The organism is Sphingobium lactosutens DS20, from assembly GCF_000445105.1.
In the GTDB taxonomy this organism is placed as follows: Bacteria; Pseudomonadota; Alphaproteobacteria; order Sphingomonadales; family Sphingomonadaceae; genus Sphingobium; species Sphingobium lactosutens.
Window position 1 is genome coordinate 40241 of sequence record NZ_ATDP01000097.1, and the last position, 17502, is coordinate 57742.

Here is a 17502-nt window from a genome sequence, read left to right on the forward strand (position 1 = left end):
CGGGTTTCCATCTCACATCCCATCCCCGGTCGTAGCGCCGGGAGATGGATCCCTGCGTGCGCGGGGATGACGACAAGAAGTATAGAGACATGACCACCGCCAAACTCGCCTCCCTCATGGCTCGCGGCACGGATTTTCTGGGCTGCGAAACCGCTATCCTTTGCGGCGCGATGAGCTGGGTCAGCGAACGCAATCTGGTCGCGGCGATATCCAATGCCGGCGGCTTTGGCGTGATCGCCTGCGGGGCGATGACCCCGGAGCTTCTGGATGCGGAGATCGCGGCGACCAAGGCGCTGACCGACCGTCCTTTCGGCGTCAACCTCATCACCATGCATCCGCAGCTGTTCGACCTGATCGACATATGCGCGCGCCATGATGTCGGCCATGTCGTGCTGGCCGGCGGCTTGCCGCCCAAGGGCAGCATCGAGGCGATCAAGCAGAAGGGCGCGAGACTGATCTGCTTCGCGCCCGCGCTCAGCCTCGCCAAGAAGCTGGTGCGATCGGGCGTCGACGCGCTCGTGGTCGAAGGGATGGAGGCCGGCGGCCATATCGGCCCTGTTTCCACCAGTGTGCTGGCGCAGGAAATCCTGCCAGACATGGCAGGGCAGGTGCCCGTCTTCGTCGCGGGCGGCATCGGCCGTGGCGAGGCGATCGCCGCCTATCTGGAAATGGGGGCGGCGGGCGTGCAGCTCGGCACCCGTTTCGCCTGCGCGACCGAAAGCATCGCGCACCCCAATTTCAAGAAAGCCTTTTTCCGCGCTTCCGCGCGCGACGCGGTGGCCAGCGTCCAGATTGACGCGCGGCTGCCCGTCATCCCGGTGCGGGCGCTCAAAAATGCCGGCACGGAAAGCTTCACCGCCAAGCAGCGCGAAGTGGCAAACCTGCTCGACAGCGGCACCATCGAAATGATGGAGGCGCAATTGCAGATCGAACATTATTGGGCGGGCGCCTTGCGCCGCGCGGTGATCGATGGCGATGTGGAAGGGGGGTCGCTGATGGCGGGTCAATCGGTCGGGATGGTGACGAAGGAGGAACCCGTCGCCGCCATCATCGCGCAACTGATGGAAGAGGCCGCGCAGGCATTGGCGCGGCGAACTGCCTGAAACCTTGCGGTAAACCGAGTGTTGGGCATATTCCCCTCAAGTCCACTGCCCGGCATGACCGGCCTGTCTTCCTCTCGGAGAATATGATGTTCGTCTCGCGCCGACTATTAGGCCGGATTTCGCTGGTGTCGCTAGCGGTTCTTGCCGCCTGTTCGACACCGCCGCCACCGCCGCCACCCACGCCGCCCCCGGCCGTCGTGCCCACCATCATGCCTGTGCCGCCCGAAAATGCGGCGGAAGGCATGGCGATTCCGACCAAGGATGAAGACGGCAAATATCTGACCGCCAACCGCGGCGTCACGTCCAACACCGCGCTGTGGCATGTGCGCATGGCGCTCAATGTCGCGGCGCTCAACTGCGACAAATATGGGGCGACCGCGCGCAACCAATATAATCAGATATTGGCGGTCCATAGCCAGGTGCTGAAAGCGGCCAATGCGGCGGTCGACCGCAATTATAAATATGCGTTCGGCAATGCGGCGATCGGATCGCGCGAGCAATTGAATACGGTGGTCTATAATTTCTTCGCTTTGCCGCCGGTCATCAAGCATTTTTGTCCAGTCGCCGTAACGGTAGGGGCCAAGGTGCTGTCGACGCCATCCTCGCAACTCCTGCAAATGGCGCCGGCCTGGCTGGACGAGTTGGAAAAGCCGTTTCAGGAATTTTACGCCGCCTATGAGGATTATCTGCGGCGGCTTGCCGAATGGCAGTCGCGCTTTGGCGCGACCGTTCGGGTCATCATAGCGCCTAACTCCATGCCACCCCCGCCCAAGGCTCCGGGCGAAGCGCCGCCATCGGGATGGCGCCCCAGTTCCATGGGCGCATCGCCGGTTAATGATGCGGCGGCGGCCCCCGCATCCTCATCTGCCACGGTGCAGCCTTTGCCGGGCGCCACCGGTGCGGACGTTCCGTCCTCAGCGACCGTGCAGCCATTGCCGCCGTCCTCATCCAGCGCGATCAGCGGGCCACCCGCGCCCGCGCGGACCTTGCCGGACAATAGCGCGCCGCCGCGTCTGGAAGTCCAGCCCTTGCCGACGACCGGCGAGTAGGGGCATCAGCCGCGCGCGTCGAACCGGGCGCGCGCGGCTTCCACCATGTCCAGATTGCGCTCGGCCCAGACCCAGACGCCGCAAAAGGCTGCGCTCAGGCTGTTGCCAAGTGGTGTCAGCGCATAATCGACGCGCGGGGGCACCACGGGGTGAACGGTACGGGTGAGAAGGCCGTCCCGCTCCATCTGGCGCAGCGTCTGTGTCAGCATCTTCTGGCTGATGCCGTCGACCGCTCGCCCGATCTGCGTGAAGCGCATCGTGCCCCTTTCCTCGAGCAGTTCCAGGATCAGCATCGTCCATTTGTCGGCGACCCGGCCGATCAATTGGTTGACGAGTCGCTCCACCCGCGGATCGATATCGCTGGGCGGAACGGCATCCAGATAGCGCTCCGCCTCGGAAATTTCCACAGCATCGAACCGATTTTCCAGCGATTTTGCCATTTCTAACCTTCTGGAGACTACCGCACCATGCGGTGCCTTCTTCCCAAAAGAGAGCATAGCGCCCACTTTGCCTCCACACCAATTGAAAGGAGCGAGCCATGCAATCGACAGGCAACACCATTCTCATCACCGGCGGCGGATCAGGCATCGGCGCTGCCTTGGCGCATGAATTTCACCAGGCGGGCAACCAGGTCATCATCGCGGGGCGGCGGCAGTCGGCACTCGATGCCGTCATTGCCGATCATCCGGGCATGGCGGCCATGACGCTCGACATGGAAGATGCAGCGGCGATTCCCGGATTTGCGCAGGCGCTGATTGCCGATTTTCCGGGACTGAACGCGGTGGTGCTGAATGCCGGCATCATGGTGGCGGAGGACCGGATCGATCTTGAAACAGCCGAGGCGACGATCGCGACCAATTTGCTGGGTCCGATCCGGCTCGCGCATGCGCTGCTGCCGCATCTTCAAAAACAGCCTGCCTCCACGATCCTGACGGTATCGTCGGGCCTGGCCTTTGTCCCTCTGGCCGCGACGCCGACCTATTGTGCGACGAAGGCGGCCGTTCACAGCTGGTCCATGTCCCTGCGCGCGCAGTTGAAGGACAGCAGCGTTGAAGTGGTCGAGATCGTGCCGCCTGCCGTGCAGACCGATCTGATGCCCGGCCATGCGGAAAATCCCAACGCCTTGCCGCTCGCCGACTATATCGCTGAAACCATGGCGCTGCTTCGGCAAGAACCCACGCCGCCCGAAATCCATGTCGAACGCGTCAAATATCTGAGCGAAGCGGCCCAACGCGGGGAATTGGAAGACGTCTTCCGCACGCTCAATTCGCACTGACGGTCTAAGCCGGGCGCGCGGTGCATGCCGCTGCCATCAATGCCCCTTTTGGAACCGGTCGCCCAGGCTCAGGCCTGGGCGGCGCCGTCTTCGGCCTGGCCTTGCAACGGGACGGGAGCCTTGAAGGTGTGCGTGACATAGGGGAAGGGGATTTCGATCCCCGCCTTGTCCAGCGCGGCCTTGATTGCGCGCACCACACGGTCGCGGCTGTCATGCATGTCATAGGGCTTTGACCCTGCCCACCAGCGGACCAGAAAATCGATCGAACTGGAATTGAATTCGCGCGCGAAGATCTCGATGCGACGATCCTGGTCGATGATATCGATGCCTTCCATAGCAGATCGAATGACGTCGCGCGCCTGCTCCAGATCCGTGTCGTAGGATACGCCTACGACGATTTCATGCCGGCGCTGGGCGCCGTCAGTCAATATCTCCACCGGGTTCTTGAACAGGGTGGAATTGGGAACGATCGTCAGTTCGTTCGACAGTTTGCGGACATGGGTTTCGCGCAGCGACACATGCTCGACCCGGCCGATAATCCCTTCGCACTCGATAATGTCGCCAATGCGCATCTTCTTGCGGACCATGATCAGGATACCGGCCAGGAAATTTTGGAAAAAATCCTGAAAGGCAAAGCCGATCGCGATGGTGCCGATACCCAGGCCCGCGACAAGGCTGGCGGGCGTCAGACCGGGCAGAACGACGGTCGCCGCGATGACAAGGCCGATCACCCACACGCTGATCGACACGACCGTATGAATCAATTGCTTCAGGCTTTCGCGGATCGATGCCTTGCCGGTGACACGATCAACGATCCGGCGGGCGATGCGGGATACCACCCAGGTGATGAGCAGGATGACAAGCGCGATCACCATATTGGGCACCAGCGCGACAAAGCCCGCCCACATGCCCCATAATTGCTTGGCGAGAATATCGATCGCGGTCATTTCGCTTCCCCAATGGCCTGTATCAAAGGCGAACGGGTTAGCCGCGAATTTGATCCCTTTATGCGCCTTGGCCAGCCGATCCTTGACCTGAGCGTCAACCGCATGCCGGGTCGCTGTTGAAAGGGCCAGGGCCCGACGCCTCCATGCCGAAGGCGCCGGGATCTGATTGCGGGGTCAGCCGCGACAGGCCTCAGAACTTGACCGACGCGTTCACGAAGAAGGCACGGCCATAAACGTCATAGGTCGACGGGTAGGTATTCGACTGCTCCTGATTGTCGCCCATGATTGGCGGCTTTTTGTCAAAGACGTTGTTCATGCCGATCGACCAGCCGAAATGTTCGGTGGGCTGCACCTGCAAGGCCAGGTCGAACAGATTATAGGCCTTGATCTTCTCGACGCTGTAGGTCGTCGTATCGTCATCATCCTTGACGCCCGACAGATAACGATGCGTCAGGCCCAACGTGATCGGCCCGCTGGTCCAGGTAATGCGGTTATTGAGCCGCAGCTTGGAATAGGGGTCGCCGCAATAGACGCCGAACTTGCCCGCGCAGCTCTGATTAAGGTCGGGGATCGCCGCGACCGGATTAAGGTCAAAGCGGATGAGCCGGGTTCCGGCAACGCGAAAGGCCAGCTTGCCGGTTTTTGCCCCAAACACCCCGAAATTCAGCGGAACGCTGTAATTTACCTCGAAATCGACGCCCTCCGTCTTCAATCCACCCGTGTTCGAAAGCAAATTTTCAGCGCCCTCGATCGCGTAGCTGTTGGCGTTGCGCGGCAGGAGCGAGCAATAGCTGCTGTCATAGGGCGTCCAGCCATTGGCCGCAGTGCCATAACAGGCGGCGATGATATTCGCGGTGCCTGGCGTGGAAATATAATTGTCGATCGAGATGTGATAATAATCGACCGTCGCGGTGAAACGCGGCAGGAAACCGGGTTGCAACACAACGCCAGCCGTCCAGGTGTTCGACGTTTCCTCCCGCAGGTCAGGATTGCCGCCAGTGATGGATTCAATCTGCGAACTGCCGCCGTTGATCGCGGTCCCAAGCGCGCTGGCAGCCACGCCGGAGGCAAGGCAACTGGCGTTGAGGTTCGCGTTCGTCACGGCCGCAGACAATTCGCACGGATCGCTGGCGGTCGGGAAATTCTGCGACTGGCCCGAATAAAGGTCCGCAACCGTGGGCGCACGCACCGCGCGGCTGATCTGGCCGCGGAAGGTCACATCCCTGACCGGGGCGTAGATCAGTCCGACTGAATAGGTGCCGACATTCTTTGCCGCCGTGGAATAATGGGAATAGCGATACGCGCCATTAGCCTCCAGCTTATGGACAAAGGGCAGGTCTGCCAGCAGCGGCACGCCGATTTCGGCGAACAGTTCCTTGACATTATAGCCGCCTGACAGGCCTTCGCCTGCGTTGAAACCTACGACATCCCCCGAAGACAGGGCGTAATCGGGATCATAGCTGCCATGTTCCGATCGATATTCCGCGCCGATCGCAATGCCCGCCGGGCCTGCGCCCAGATCGAACAGATTGCCGTTGGTGATGGCGACGTTGGCGACCTGTTCCGTGATGGTGCTGACATTCTGCACCGGGATGGAGATGAAAGCGGCTGCCTCGTCGCTGATATTGCCTGCGCCGAAGATGTTGAGCGGCACGCAGCCATTGCTGGTGTCGGAGCAGACCAGGTTGCCGTCCGCGTCATATGTGGTCAACAGCGCCTGGCGGACGCGGCTGTCCGACACGTTCCCCGTCTGCTTTTCCACCTGTTTCGTCCGCGCATAGCTGTAATAGCCGTCATAATTCCAGTCGCCGGCAATCTGGCCGCGGGCGCCGATCAGCGCACGATAGGCCGTATTGTCTACGCTGGATATACGCGGACCCACTTCGCTTAACCGGCGATAGATGGCTGCGGTGGTATAGCCGTCGCCATCGGTGTCGGCGGCGCCCAGCAACGCCTGTGAATCGGCCGAGAGGAAAGACGAGTCGACGTCCAGCGAGACCGACCCGGTATAGGGGGTGGGCGCCAACTGATTTTTGACCCCGTTGTTGATAAACTGGCCTTCGGCATAGACGGTCAGATGGTCATCGACCTCATAATGGGTCTGTGCGCTCAGCAGGATCCGCTTCTGGGGCACCTGCAGATAGTTGTAGGGGGCATAATTATAGGCGTCGCTGGCGGCGCTATAGGCCGAAATGCTGCCGTCCTGCCCGAACTTGTACTGGCTGCCGGACAGGGCCATGCGCGTGCCGGGAATGGAGCCGGATCCGCCAGCCGCCAGGCCGCCTTCGCCGTCGTCGGTATAGGCCTGGCGGGTGTAGCTGCGCGCGCTCTGCAACACGCCGTCACGCTTGGTGTAGTCGATGTAGAAGGTCGCGTTGCCCCGACCATCGGCGAAGTTTCCGCCGATCAGCAGATTGCTGTTGAACGTGCCGCCGTCGCCTTCCTGATTGATGCGATAGCTGGCATTGGCTTCAACGCCGGAAAAGTCCTGTTTCATGACGAAATTGATGACACCGGCGATCGCGTCCGAGCCGTAGACGGCCGAGCGCCCGCCCGAAACCACTTCGACATGGTCGATCAGGCCGGCCGGAACGGTGTTGAGGTCGACAATCTGGCTGCTGTCATAGCTGATGTAGCGCCGACCATTGACCAGCACGAGCGTCCGATTGGCGCCCAGCCCGCGCAGGTCGGCCGTGGACACGCCGCCCCCGGGATTGTTGGAGGCGCCCGTCGTGCTGGGGACCAACTGGGGCAGATCGTTGATGATCGCTTCGACATTGACCTTGCCGCTCAATTTGAGTTCCTGCGCGGACACGATGGCAATGGGGGATGCCTGCTGAAGGTCGGGGCGCGCGATGCGCGACCCTGTGACCACGATCGTGTCCGCACCGGAACCCGCGTCCTCATCGGCCGTCTGGGCCATGGCCGGCGTCGTCAGGCCGAACAGCAGCGTCGACGCCAGCAGGCGCCGTTGGAAGGATGTACGCATGGATGATATTCTCCCTAATGTGGCGCCTGCCCGAAGGCGGCGCCGCGACCATTTTTTACTGAACACACCGGTGCGATGGCCATTTGGTGTGTCAGGGTCGCGGGGGCGTCAAACCCTTTCGATCGCCGGATTGGACTTTTGAAACGCCTGTGTCATTCCGAGCACAACGATTTCAAAACATTGCATAATCTTGTGAAATATTGCGCTACCTGCTGTAAGACGGAGACATAAACGTCAATCGCATCACAGCCATTTCAATTTCTTGAAGCGGGCATAGAGCAGGGTGCAGAGCGAGGCGATCACGACCAGCACGACCGGATAGCCATAGCGGGTGCGCAATTCGGGCATATGTTCAAAATTCATGCCGTAAATGCCTGCGATGGCGGTCGGCACCGCCAGAATGGCGGCCCAGGCGGCAAGCTGGCGCGTGATGTCGCCGGTGCGTTGCTGCTCCAGCAGGTTCGACGATTCGAACACGCTGCTCAATATTTCCCGCAGATCCTCCACCATCACCTGCACCCGGCGAACATGGTCGCGCACGTCACTGAAATAGGGACGGGCTTCTGCATCGATACAGGGCAGGTCTATCTTCACGAACTTGGTCGCGACCTCATGCATGGGCACGAGGATGCGCTGGAACCGGATCAGCTGACGGCGCAGGCTGAAGATACGCGTGACGTCATCCCGACCCAGGAAATGGTCGATCATCTGCTGCTCCATGGTCAGCACTTCGTCCTCTATCCCCTCGACGATCGGCAGATAGCCATCGACGATGAAGTCCAGAACCGCGTGCAACACATAGTCGGTGCCCTGCGCTAGCCGTTGCGGCACGGCCTCCAATTCCTGACGCAGCATGCCATGGCCACGCGCGGACCCGTGCCGCACGCTGACGATATGGTCTTGGCCGACGAATAGCGCGGTTTCGCCGTAGCAGATCGTCTCCTCCTCCAGATGCGCGGTGCGCGCGACCACAAACAGCTGGTCGCCATACAGGTCGACCTTGGGCAATTGATTGGCCTTCAGGGCGTCCTCCACGGCAAGCGGATGGAGATTATAGGTGCGCGCCAGCGTCTGCATTTCCTCGGCGGTGGGGTCGGCCACGCCGATCCAGACAAATTCCGACTTGTCGGCGGGGCAGTCGATCCGCTCGTCGATCGCCACGCGGCGCACGCGCTGCCCGTTGCGGTAAAGAAAGGCGGCTATCACGGTCATGGGCGTCTGTTGTCCTTATGTGTCGCGGACTCGACAGAAAAGCGCGACATCTCGTTTCCGGTCCATTTTTTCTGCACTGGCCGACGACTTGCGCCAGCCGCTGACTTTTTCCTGACACAGAAAGATGGAAGAGCGCGACGGGCAATGATGGATGCGACGTCCGGCTTGGGGTGGGGCGGGTCGCGCGATGATCGTGGAGCCGTAGCGTGACCATCCTGACACTTGATTTCGAGGCGTCGTGCCTGCCGCGCCACGGGCGCTCCTTCCCGATCGAGGTCGGCGTGGCCGGAGGCGGTCTGTCGCGAAGCTGGTTGATCCGCCCCGATGACCGCTGGGCCGGCTGGGACTGGACGCGCGAGGCGGAGGCCGTCCACGGCCTGACCTTCGATCGCATCATGCGCGACGGGCTGCCAGCCGCCCGGGTGCTTGCCGAACTTGTCGATCATGTGCAGGGGCGACGGGTCATCGCGGACAGCCTTCTCGATTCCTATTGGCTGGGTGAACTCGCCGCAGCGGCTGCTGTGTCGACGCCCTTTGCCATAGACCATATCACCATGTTGTTTGATGAGCAGCGCGCGGATGACGCCCGGATTGCAAAAGCGGTGGCTTATGCGGACTCGCTGGGGCTGGTGCGGCATCGGGCGGAAGGGGATGCCCAATGGCTGTCTGCACTGATCGCTGACCTTATACAGACGTCAAATTCTCGATCAACAGTCCCGATGCTGGTTGCTGCCGCTTCATGATTTTTGCAACGCAGCAATATTTTGTCACATTCGACCCACGCGCCAGACATTCACGGAATTTAGAGCCGGCCCTCATCGCCATTGATGCCCGCAGGGCAGGACGAACTGACCGTGCAGACCGAATGCATTCACCACTCATCCTGATCGCTGAAACCCGGCAGGACTTGCGCAGCGCGACGCGTGACCATCTGGAACATAGCGGCTTCCGGGTGCTGCCCGCGTTTACCGCCAACGATATTTTCAGTGCGCTGTCGACCACGCCGGTGCGCGCCGTCGTGCTGGATTCAGCCTTGCGCGGTGCGGACGGGCTGGATCTGTGCCGCGATGTGCGTGAACGCAGCCATGTTCCGATCATATTGGTAGGCGACAATAGTTCGGAAGTGGACCGTGTCGTCGGCCTGGAACTGGGCGCGGACGATTATATGGCCAAACCCTATTCCGCGCGCGAACTGGCGGCCCGCCTGCGGGCGGTTCTGCGCCGCGGTGGTGATCGCACCACCGGGCTGCGCCGGCATAGCCAGGCGATGTTCGACGGCTGGACCGTCGACTTCGCCCGGCGCGAAGTGACGGAGCCGGGCGGGCAGCCGGTCGTGCTGACCGCCGCGGAATTCGCGCTCCTGGCAATCTTTCTCGATCATCCGCGCGCCGTCATCGCCCGCAGCCGCCTGATGGAGCTAGCCGGGGTGCGTGACGGCGCGTCCTCCGACCGCAGCGTGGATGTGCTGGTCAGCCGGTTGCGGCGCAAGCTGGGGGTTGGCGGGCGTCCTGCACCCATCGTCACCGTCCGGGGCGTCGGCTATATGTTCGCGGCCAATGTCGAGCGGCACTGATGACAACAGTCAGACACAGTTTTTAACAAAGCCGCTGCGACGCAGCAAAAACCTGTCTCTATTGTGCACACTATCCCGGTCCGTCCCCCGCCGGCCCCCGTGAGATATAAGAGGATAGCGCCATGAATGAGCTTATCGGCCGCGTGTTCAGCTTCGAAACTCAAGTGTTTCCCAATGAAAGCGCGCTTTACAATCAATTGGCGAGCCAGGGGCAAAGCCCCAAGGCGCTGATGATATCCTGCGCCGATTCGCGCATCGTTCCCGAACATATCATGCAGGCGCAGCCGGGCGATCTGTTCGTCTGCCGCAATGCCGGCAACATCGTGCCGCCCCATGCCAGCCAGTTGGGCGGCGTTACCGCCACGGTCGAATATGCCGTGATGGTGCTGGGCGTGCGCGACATCATCGTGTGCGGTCATAGCGACTGCGGCGCGATGAAGGCGCTGGCGACCGAGGCTGACCTGACGTCCATGCCCAATGTGGCCGCCTGGCTGCGTCACAGCCACGCCGCGCAGAAGGTCTGCCGCGACAGCTATCCCAGCGACATCAGCGACGCGGAAAAGCTGCGCAACATGGCGCTGGAAAATGTCATCGTCCAACTGACCCATCTGCGCACGCATCCGTCGGTGGCTTCCGGCATCGCGCGCGGCGATATTGCGCTGCATGGCTGGTATGTCGACATTCATGCAGGCCAGGTGCTGGGCCTCGATGGCGAAACCAATCGCTTCATGCCGCTGCGTGAGGGGCAGAAGCTGCCCGTCGCGCTGCCCCACGGCCGTCGCCTCGCCGGCGTCGAACCCCTCGCGCAAGCCGCGGAGTAATCCATGCTTAAAGCCCTTTCCGGCGGCTCATTCAGCCGCGACTTCACCGCCTCCATCGTCGTATTCCTGGTGGCGATGCCGCTCTGCATGGGCATTGCCGTCGCGTCCGGCGTGCCTCCGGAAAAGGGCCTCATTACCGGTATCATCGGCGGCATCATCGTCGGCCTGTTCGCCGGCTCTCCGCTTCAGGTCAGCGGCCCCGCCGCCGGCCTTGCCGTCATTGTGTTCGAAATCGTGCGCGAACAGGGCCTGTCCGCGCTCGGCCCGATCCTGATCCTGGCCGGCGCCATTCAGGTGATTGCCGGCGTCGCCCGCGTCGGCGGCTGGTTTCGGGCGATTTCGCCGGCCGTCGTTCACGGCATGCTGGCGGGCATCGGCGTACTCATCGTCGTGGGGCAGTTCCACGTCCTGTTCGATGACAAGCCCTTGTCGAGTGGTCTGTCGAACCTGATTGCAATGCCGGGACAGCTTTTGGGCCTCACCAATCAGGACGCCGCGACCGCCTTTGCCGTGGGCCTGGTGACCATCCTTGGCATGCTGGGCTGGGAGAAGTTTCGCCCGGCCTCGATGAAATTGGTGCCCGGCGCGCTGGTCGGCGTCGTGCTGGCGACGCTCGTCGCCTTTGCGCTCAACCTCCCGGTGGCGCGCGTCGTCGTGCCCGAATCGATCCTGTCCGCGATCACCCCGCCCGAAGCCGGGCTGATGGCGCAGTTGCTCAACCCAACCGTCATCACCACCGCCATCGCCATCGCCTTCATCGCCAGTGCCGAAACATTGCTGTCGGCCGCGGCGGTCGATCGCATGCATGATGGCGTGCGCACCAACTATAACAAGGAATTGAGCGCGCAGGGCGTGGGCAATCTGCTCTGCGGCTTTGCCGGTGCGTTGCCGATGACCGGCGTCATCGTCCGGTCTTCCGCCAACGTTCAGGCCGGGGCGAAGACCCGACTGTCGACCATCCTGCACGGCATCTGGATCCTGGCCTTCGTCGCGCTGCTGCCCTGGCTGCTGCGGGAAATTCCGATGGCCGCACTGGCCGGCATCCTTGTCATCACGGGCGTCCGGCTGGTCAGCGTGGCGCATGTGAAGCATCTCTTCCATCTCTATGGCCCGCTGCCGGCCATTGTGTGGGCCGCGACGCTGATCTGCGTGGTGGCGACCGATCTGCTCACCGGCGTTCTGGTCGGCATCGGCCTGTCGCTGCTCGAATTGCTGCCGCAAGCGCGCAAGCTGGGCCTGAAGGTCGAAGAGGAAAGCCGGGGCGAGGCGCATGAAATCGCCCTGCGCGGCACGGCGACCTTCCTCAATCTGCCTAAGCTGTCGGCGAAGCTGGAATCGCTCCCGGCCGCCGGTCTTGTGATCCTCAATGTCGAGCGTCTGGGCCATATCGACCACACCTGCGCGGAAATGGTCCGCGAATGGGTGGAGCGCCGTCGGAAGGCCGGCAATCCGGTCGAGCTGTTCGGCGCCACCGGCAAGATGCGTCAGTTCGCCGCCTGAGCTGAACCCCCTCAAGCGACGCTCCCGGGTCGCCGCGTTCTTCCCCGAACGCGGCGACTTTTTTGGTTGAGGGCTCGATCAAAAATGTTGCAGCGGCGCAACAGCGACATCATTCCTTTCGCAGATGCGGCAAAAATAGGTTTAATATTTTAGCAGCATTGCGTATGGGAAGCGTCATCCGCTGATATCGGGGGCGCCAAACAGACTCCCGGACCGGCGGATGCAGGACGGAACATTCCAACGTAAAAGGGGAATGTTCATGAATTACAAGATCGCCTGTGCCGCCCTCGCGCTTCTTTCCAGCGCCCCGGCTTTCGCGCAGGAAGAGCCCGCCAGCCCCGTCACCGTATCCGGCAGCGTTGCTCTGGTGTCCGACTATCGCTTCCGCGGCGTGTCGATGACCGACAAGGGCGCAGCGGTGCAGGGCGGCATTACCGTGACTCACGAAAGCGGCGCTTATGCCGGCGCCTGGGCGTCCAACCTCTCGGGCTGGGGCACTTTCGGTGGGCCGAACCTCGAACTCGATCTCTATGCCGGTTATGCCATTCCGCTGGGCGAAAACGCCACGCTCGATGTCGGTTTGACCTGGTATATGTATCCCTCGGGCGCGGACAATACCGACTTTGCCGAACCCTATGTGAAGCTGTCGAGCCAGATCGGTCCGGTCAAGGGCTTGGTTGGCGTCGCCTATGCGCCGAAGCAGGAAGCCATCGGCAAATTCTACAATGATGCCGCCAGCTATGCGACGGGCATTCCCGACAATCCGGGCGACAAGGAAGATAATTTCTACATCTGGGGTGACGTCAGCAGCGCCATTCCCAACACCCCCGTGACGGTGAAGGCGCATCTGGGCTGGTCCAGCGGCAATAGCGGCCTTGGCCCGAATGGTACGTCGCCCGCGCCGACCGGCAAATATGCCGACTGGATGGTCGGTGCGGATGTCGCCATTCCCGGCACGCCGCTGACGCTCGGCATCGCCTATGTCGACACCGACATTGCCCGGGTCGAGGAAAATTACCTGCGCCCCAACCTGTCGGATGCCGATGGATCGTCCATCGTGCGCAGCCAGGTTGTCTTCTCGCTTTCGGCGGCCTTCTAACCTGAAAAAGCCGGACCCGGTCAGCCGGGTCCGGTCTTTGTAGTGGGCGGGACGTGACAAATTGTTGCTGCGGCCATGATCGTCCATGGCTTGCCCTTTGGGCCAGTTGACCGTCGATCCGCCGCCGCTTATTTCCCGGTCATGTCCTTGCCCAAGCAGCCGCATTCATGACCGCTCCGTCGATCATCCTGGTCGAGGACGACCCGCCGCTGCGCACCCTTACCGCCCGCGCGCTTCAGGAACATGGCTATCAGGTGCGCCCCGCCTCGTCCGGCCCCGAAATGTGGGTGGCCTTCGATGCCGGCCCGGTAGACCTTGTCGTGCTGGACGTCATGCTGCCCGGCACCAACGGCATAGACCTGTGCCGCCAGATCCGGCGCAAGAGCGACGTGCCGATCATTTTCATCAGCGCCCGGGGCAGCGAAACCGACCGCATTGTCGGCCTTGAACTGGGCGCTGACGATTATCTGCCCAAACCCTTTGGCACGCGCGAACTCATCGCCCGCATACGCGCCATCCTGCGCCGCGTGGGCGTGGAGCGCGGGCCGGACGAACATCGCGAAAGCGAAGCGCATTTCGACGGCTGGTCCGTCAACTTTCCTCGTCGCGAACTGCGGTCCCCCACCGGAGCCATCGTCGACCTGACCGGTGCTGAGTTTGATCTTCTGGGCAGTTTCCTCAGCCACCCGCAGCGGGTCATCGCGCGCGAACGGCTGATCGAACTGTCCCGCACGCGCATGGGCGACAGCAGTGACCGCAGCATCGACGTGCTGGTCAGCCGCCTGCGCCGCAAGCTCAGCACCCAGGACAAGGGCGCGCCGATCACCACGGTTCGCGGTGTGGGCTATATGTTCAACGCCGAAGTCAGCCGCGCTTGAAACGGCATATGCGCGGATCGCTGGGGCTGCTGGGGCGGCTCTTTGCGATCCTGCTGCTGACCGTGCTGCTGGAATTTGCCGTCGGCACGCTGATCTACGAACGGACCAGCCAGCTTTATCTGCAGGATGACGAAGCGCGGCGCCTGGCCGAACATCTGGTGATCGCGCGCAAGCTGCTGACCGAACAACCGCCCGAAGACCGCCGCCTGCTGGGCATCCAGCTGACGACGGATCGCTACGACGTCCACTGGTCGCCCGCCGCGCCGCCGCCGCCGCCGCTGTCGCCGGAACTGGAACGGATGCGGCGGCAGATCATCGCCTGGGAGCCCAGTCTGGAACGCTCGCAGCTGTGGTTGCGGCTCAGCCCCGGCCGCCACTCGGAAATCAACGGTGGGCTGCGGCTTGCCGATGGCAGCTGGCTCTATTTCGGGATGCAGCATAGCGGTGGCAAATGGGCCTTCACCATCGGGCGCATGGGTCTGGCGCTGATCCCGGTGCTGGCGCTGTTGCTTGCCGGATGGGTGCTGATCCGCCGGACGCTGGCGCCGCTGCGCGACCTGACCCATGCCACCCATCGCATTGGCCTCGGGTCCGAAGTCATCGTGCCGGAAGCGGGCACCGCAGACGTGCGCAACCTCATCAGCGCGTTCAACGCGATGCAGGCGCGCTTGCATCGCCTCATCAACGAACGGACTGAAACGCTGGCCGCCGTGGGTCACGACCTGCGCACGCCCCTGTCGCGCCTGCAATTGCGACTCGAAGCCATACGGGATGACGAAACGCGCGATGCCATGGCGGACGATCTGGAGGAAATGGGCGCGATGCTGGAATCGCTCCTCGCGTTCCTGGGAGGAGAAAGAGACCCGGAGCCTGTCGTGCGCACCGATATCGCCGTCAGCATCGCCACGGTCGTCGATGCCTTTCAGGATCATGATCAGGATGTCAGCTATGATGGCCCCGATCATCTGGAAATGGATGTGCGCGGCCTGTCCCTGCGCCGGGCCGTACGCAACCTCATCGAAAATGCACTCCATTATGGCGATCGCGCGCGCGTCACGCTGGTGCGCAAGGGACAGGAGGTGCTGATCCGCGTCGACGATGACGGGCCGGGCATTCCGCGCGAGCGGCTGGAGGAAGTGTTGCGGCCCTTTTCCCGCCTGGACGACGCGCGCCAGCGCAACACGCGCGGATTGGGCCTGGGCCTCGCCATCGTGCAAAAGGCCGTGGCGGCCGAAGGCGGTCAATTGACCCTGGCGAACCGCCCGGACGGCGGCCTGCGCGCGGAAATCTGCCTGCATCTGCCCCGGTCCGCCGCGCGCGGCGGCTGACCGGGGCAGGGCGCGCTATCAGCGCCTGGCGCAGCTGTCGCCGTCGCCAGCGATCAGGTCGAGGCAGCGGCCGTCAATCTCCCCCTGGGGCACGGGCAGATCGATCAGCGCGGCGAGGCTGGGCAGGATGTCCACCGTCTCCACGCCCAATGGCTGTTCGAAATGCCGCATCCCCTTGCGCCAGAACAGGATCGGCACGCGGCGATCCATGTCCCATGGCGATCCATGGGTCGCCACCGCGCCCATCACCGCCCGTTCGGGGATCGACATGATATTGGGCTTGAGCAGCACCAGCAGGTCGCCCGACCGTTCGGGATAGAAGCTGGCTCGCGCCTCCTGGATCAGGCTCCAATTTTCAGGGCGTCCGGTGGGGGAGGGCGTCGCGGCGATCTCGGCCTTGGTAAAGACCGCCTGCACCTGCGGATGGGCGCGCAGGAGCTTCAGCGTCTCGGCTTCCACCTTTGTCCGTTCGGCAGCGGACAGTCCCCGATCGAAATAGAGGTCGCCGGCCGCGCCATCGGCCCAGATCAGCGTGCGGCCCGGCATGCCGACTTTCTGCGCGATCGTGGCGTTCAGCGCCTTGGGCGTCAGCGCCGCGTCGACCCGGCTTTCCATCGGCATGGCGTTCATCCGGTGCCGCTCGGGCAGGTCATGGCCGCCATGATCGGCGGTCAGCACGACGGCATAGTCGATCCCGTCCTTGTCCAGCCGGTCGAAGAAGGCGCCCAGTTCCTGGTCCAGCCGCGCCACCTGGATGCAGCTTTCGGTGCCTTCAGTGCCATAGCTGTGCCCGATATAGTCCGTCGCGGACAGGCCGATCGAAATGATGTCGGTCTGCGCCTGCTTGCCCAGGTCCATGCTTTCGATCGCGGCGGCGGCAAAGGCCAGCGTCATCGCATCCTGTTCCGGCGAAACGCGGAATGCCTTGAAATCGCCGGCCTCGCGCGCAAAGCGGCCTGTACCGACGCTGCGGTCGCCCGCCTTTACCGCGAAATCCTTGGACACGCATTGCTGTGGCAATTCAAAGCCCGGATTGGCCTGCGCCAGGCGCTGCGCCATGGCCTCGTTGACCTTGGCCACCAACGGGGGCGTGGCGATGCCCTTGTAGCTGACATAGCCCTGCGGACCGCCCAGCCACCAGACCTGATCGGCGGTCGGCCCACCCATCATGATCGCGGCCCGATCCTTGCCGGCGATCGACACGACACGGGTGGCGGGATTGGCCAGTTTCATGCGACCGCCCAGCGTCGGGACCTTGAGGTGCATGGGCGAGGCGACATAATTGTCGCTGCTGCTGCCCGGCTGGCTTTCATCCTCCGCGCAATAGACCGTCTTGTCGGCGCGCGCGGTGCCCAGGTCGATCCAGTTGTTGGCGACGATGCCGGTGCGCGACGGGCGACTGCCAGTCAGGATGGTCGAATGGCCGGGGCATGTCTCGGTCGCGGCATGGCTCTGATATCCGCGCGGGAAAACCGCGCCTTCCGTCAGCCGCTTGAGACCGCCGGCATAATATTGGCGATATTCGCTGAACAAGTCAGCCGAAAACTGGTCGACGGATATGGCGACGATCAGCTTGGGCGGGGTCGCAGGGACCGTGCTTGCGGGCGCCGGGGCAGGGCCTTGTGCCATTACGGGGATGGCGGTGGCGAGCAACAAAGCGGCGGCGACTCTTTTCAACATCAGCTGTAACCTTCTCTTGCCTTGACGGCGGATGGGGAGCGACCTAG

General features: G+C 62.8%; 15 protein-coding genes. 10 read left to right on the forward strand and 5 right to left on the reverse strand.

Annotated features, from left to right (window positions below; translation table 11 throughout):
• Nucleotides 1-89 precede the first annotated feature (89 nt).
• Together RLDS_RS44225 and RLDS_RS0128400 are read left to right on the forward strand one after the other, a co-directional pair.
• Nucleotides 90-1103: an NAD(P)H-dependent flavin oxidoreductase gene (locus RLDS_RS44225; protein WP_021226856.1), complete on the forward strand. Its 1014-nt coding sequence runs from the start codon at nucleotides 90-92 to the stop codon at nucleotides 1101-1103.
• 125 nt (nucleotides 1104-1228) lie between these two features.
• Nucleotides 1229-2152, forward strand: a complete 924-nt coding sequence (locus RLDS_RS0128400; RefSeq protein WP_236616870.1) for a hypothetical protein — start codon at nucleotides 1229-1231, stop codon at nucleotides 2150-2152.
• 5 nt (nucleotides 2153-2157) lie between these two features.
• Here the strand turns inward: RLDS_RS0128400 and RLDS_RS44230 are convergent, their stop codons facing one another.
• Nucleotides 2158-2592, reverse strand: a complete 435-nt coding sequence (locus RLDS_RS44230) for a winged helix-turn-helix transcriptional regulator (protein WP_021226858.1) — start codon at nucleotides 2590-2592, stop codon at nucleotides 2158-2160.
• A gap of 98 nt (nucleotides 2593-2690) precedes the next feature.
• On the opposite strand from RLDS_RS44230, the gene RLDS_RS44235 reads away from it, so the two are divergent.
• Nucleotides 2691-3428 (forward strand): SDR family oxidoreductase, encoded by a 738-nt coding sequence (locus RLDS_RS44235; protein WP_021226859.1) that lies wholly within the window; start codon nucleotides 2691-2693, stop codon nucleotides 3426-3428.
• Nucleotides 3429-3496: 68 nt separating this feature from the next.
• On the opposite strand, the gene RLDS_RS44240 is transcribed toward RLDS_RS44235, so the two are convergent.
• The 3 genes from RLDS_RS44240 to RLDS_RS44250 all read right to left on the reverse strand — a co-directional run bounded on the left by RLDS_RS44240 (nucleotide 3497) and on the right by RLDS_RS44250 (nucleotide 8576).
• Complete coding sequence (locus RLDS_RS44240) at nucleotides 3497-4375, reverse strand: mechanosensitive ion channel family protein (protein WP_021226860.1); 879 nt, start codon at nucleotides 4373-4375, stop codon at nucleotides 3497-3499.
• Between the two features lie 190 nt (nucleotides 4376-4565).
• Nucleotides 4566-7364: a TonB-dependent receptor gene (locus tag RLDS_RS44245; RefSeq protein WP_021226861.1), complete on the reverse strand. Its 2799-nt coding sequence runs from the start codon at nucleotides 7362-7364 to the stop codon at nucleotides 4566-4568.
• A 243-nt stretch (nucleotides 7365-7607) separates the two neighbouring features.
• Entirely contained in the window at nucleotides 7608-8576 is a 969-nt protein-coding gene (locus RLDS_RS44250) for a magnesium and cobalt transport protein CorA (RefSeq protein ID WP_021226862.1), read from the reverse strand.
• A 206-nt stretch (nucleotides 8577-8782) separates the two neighbouring features.
• Between RLDS_RS44250 and RLDS_RS44255 the strand changes: the two genes are divergently transcribed.
• The 7 genes from RLDS_RS44255 to RLDS_RS44285 all read left to right on the forward strand — a co-directional run bounded on the left by RLDS_RS44255 (nucleotide 8783) and on the right by RLDS_RS44285 (nucleotide 15775).
• Complete coding sequence (locus RLDS_RS44255; protein ID WP_021226863.1) at nucleotides 8783-9319, forward strand: hypothetical protein; 537 nt, start codon at nucleotides 8783-8785, stop codon at nucleotides 9317-9319.
• 122 nt (nucleotides 9320-9441) lie between these two features.
• Nucleotides 9442-10149 (forward strand): winged helix-turn-helix domain-containing protein, encoded by a 708-nt coding sequence (locus RLDS_RS44260; protein ID WP_021226864.1) that lies wholly within the window; start codon nucleotides 9442-9444, stop codon nucleotides 10147-10149.
• A gap of 122 nt (nucleotides 10150-10271) precedes the next feature.
• The gene (locus tag RLDS_RS44265) at nucleotides 10272-10970 is read left to right on the forward strand and encodes a carbonic anhydrase (RefSeq protein WP_021226865.1); all 699 of its coding nucleotides are present in this window, start codon (nucleotides 10272-10274) and stop codon (nucleotides 10968-10970) included.
• Between the two features lie 3 nt (nucleotides 10971-10973).
• A complete protein-coding gene (locus tag RLDS_RS44270) occupies nucleotides 10974-12470 on the forward strand; it encodes a SulP family inorganic anion transporter (protein WP_021226866.1) in 1497 nt (498 codons plus the stop codon).
• 253 nt (nucleotides 12471-12723) lie between these two features.
• The gene (locus RLDS_RS44275) at nucleotides 12724-13569 is read left to right on the forward strand and encodes a TorF family putative porin (RefSeq protein ID WP_021226867.1); all 846 of its coding nucleotides are present in this window, start codon (nucleotides 12724-12726) and stop codon (nucleotides 13567-13569) included.
• Between the two features lie 167 nt (nucleotides 13570-13736).
• The gene (locus RLDS_RS44280; RefSeq protein WP_021226868.1) at nucleotides 13737-14447 is read left to right on the forward strand and encodes a response regulator; all 711 of its coding nucleotides are present in this window, start codon (nucleotides 13737-13739) and stop codon (nucleotides 14445-14447) included.
• Nucleotides 14448-14455: 8 nt separating this feature from the next.
• Entirely contained in the window at nucleotides 14456-15775 is a 1320-nt protein-coding gene (locus tag RLDS_RS44285) for an ATP-binding protein (RefSeq protein WP_021226869.1), read from the forward strand.
• Between the two features lie 18 nt (nucleotides 15776-15793).
• Here the strand turns inward: RLDS_RS44285 and RLDS_RS44290 are convergent, their stop codons facing one another.
• Nucleotides 15794-17455 (reverse strand): alkaline phosphatase family protein, encoded by a 1662-nt coding sequence (locus tag RLDS_RS44290; RefSeq protein ID WP_021226870.1) that lies wholly within the window; start codon nucleotides 17453-17455, stop codon nucleotides 15794-15796.
• Nucleotides 17456-17502: the final 47 nt, after the last annotated feature.

Excerpts from the sequence above, each read along its gene's own strand:
- RLDS_RS44240 (WP_021226860.1), bottom strand. The coding sequence starts at position 4,375 with ATGACCGCGATCGATATTCTCGCCAAGCAATTATGGGGCATGTGGGCG.
- RLDS_RS44280 (WP_021226868.1), top strand. The coding sequence starts at position 13,737 with ATGACCGCTCCGTCGATCATCCTGGTCGAGGACGACCCGCCGCTGCGC.
- RLDS_RS44225 (WP_021226856.1), top strand. The coding sequence starts at position 90 with ATGACCACCGCCAAACTCGCCTCCCTCATGGCTCGCGGCACGGATTTT.
- RLDS_RS44230 (WP_021226858.1), bottom strand. The coding sequence starts at position 2,592 with ATGGCAAAATCGCTGGAAAATCGGTTCGATGCTGTGGAAATTTCCGAG.
- RLDS_RS44290 (WP_021226870.1), bottom strand. The coding sequence starts at position 17,455 with ATGTTGAAAAGAGTCGCCGCCGCTTTGTTGCTCGCCACCGCCATCCCC.
- RLDS_RS44235 (WP_021226859.1), top strand. The coding sequence starts at position 2,691 with ATGCAATCGACAGGCAACACCATTCTCATCACCGGCGGCGGATCAGGC.
- RLDS_RS44265 (WP_021226865.1), top strand. The coding sequence starts at position 10,272 with ATGAATGAGCTTATCGGCCGCGTGTTCAGCTTCGAAACTCAAGTGTTT.
- RLDS_RS44260 (WP_021226864.1), top strand. The coding sequence starts at position 9,442 with ATGCATTCACCACTCATCCTGATCGCTGAAACCCGGCAGGACTTGCGC.
- RLDS_RS44270 (WP_021226866.1), top strand. The coding sequence starts at position 10,974 with ATGCTTAAAGCCCTTTCCGGCGGCTCATTCAGCCGCGACTTCACCGCC.
- RLDS_RS44275 (WP_021226867.1), top strand. The coding sequence starts at position 12,724 with ATGTTCATGAATTACAAGATCGCCTGTGCCGCCCTCGCGCTTCTTTCC.
- RLDS_RS44245 (WP_021226861.1), bottom strand. The coding sequence starts at position 7,364 with ATGCGTACATCCTTCCAACGGCGCCTGCTGGCGTCGACGCTGCTGTTC.
- RLDS_RS44285 (WP_021226869.1), top strand. The coding sequence starts at position 14,456 with ATGCGCGGATCGCTGGGGCTGCTGGGGCGGCTCTTTGCGATCCTGCTG.
- RLDS_RS44250 (WP_021226862.1), bottom strand. The coding sequence starts at position 8,576 with ATGACCGTGATAGCCGCCTTTCTTTACCGCAACGGGCAGCGCGTGCGC.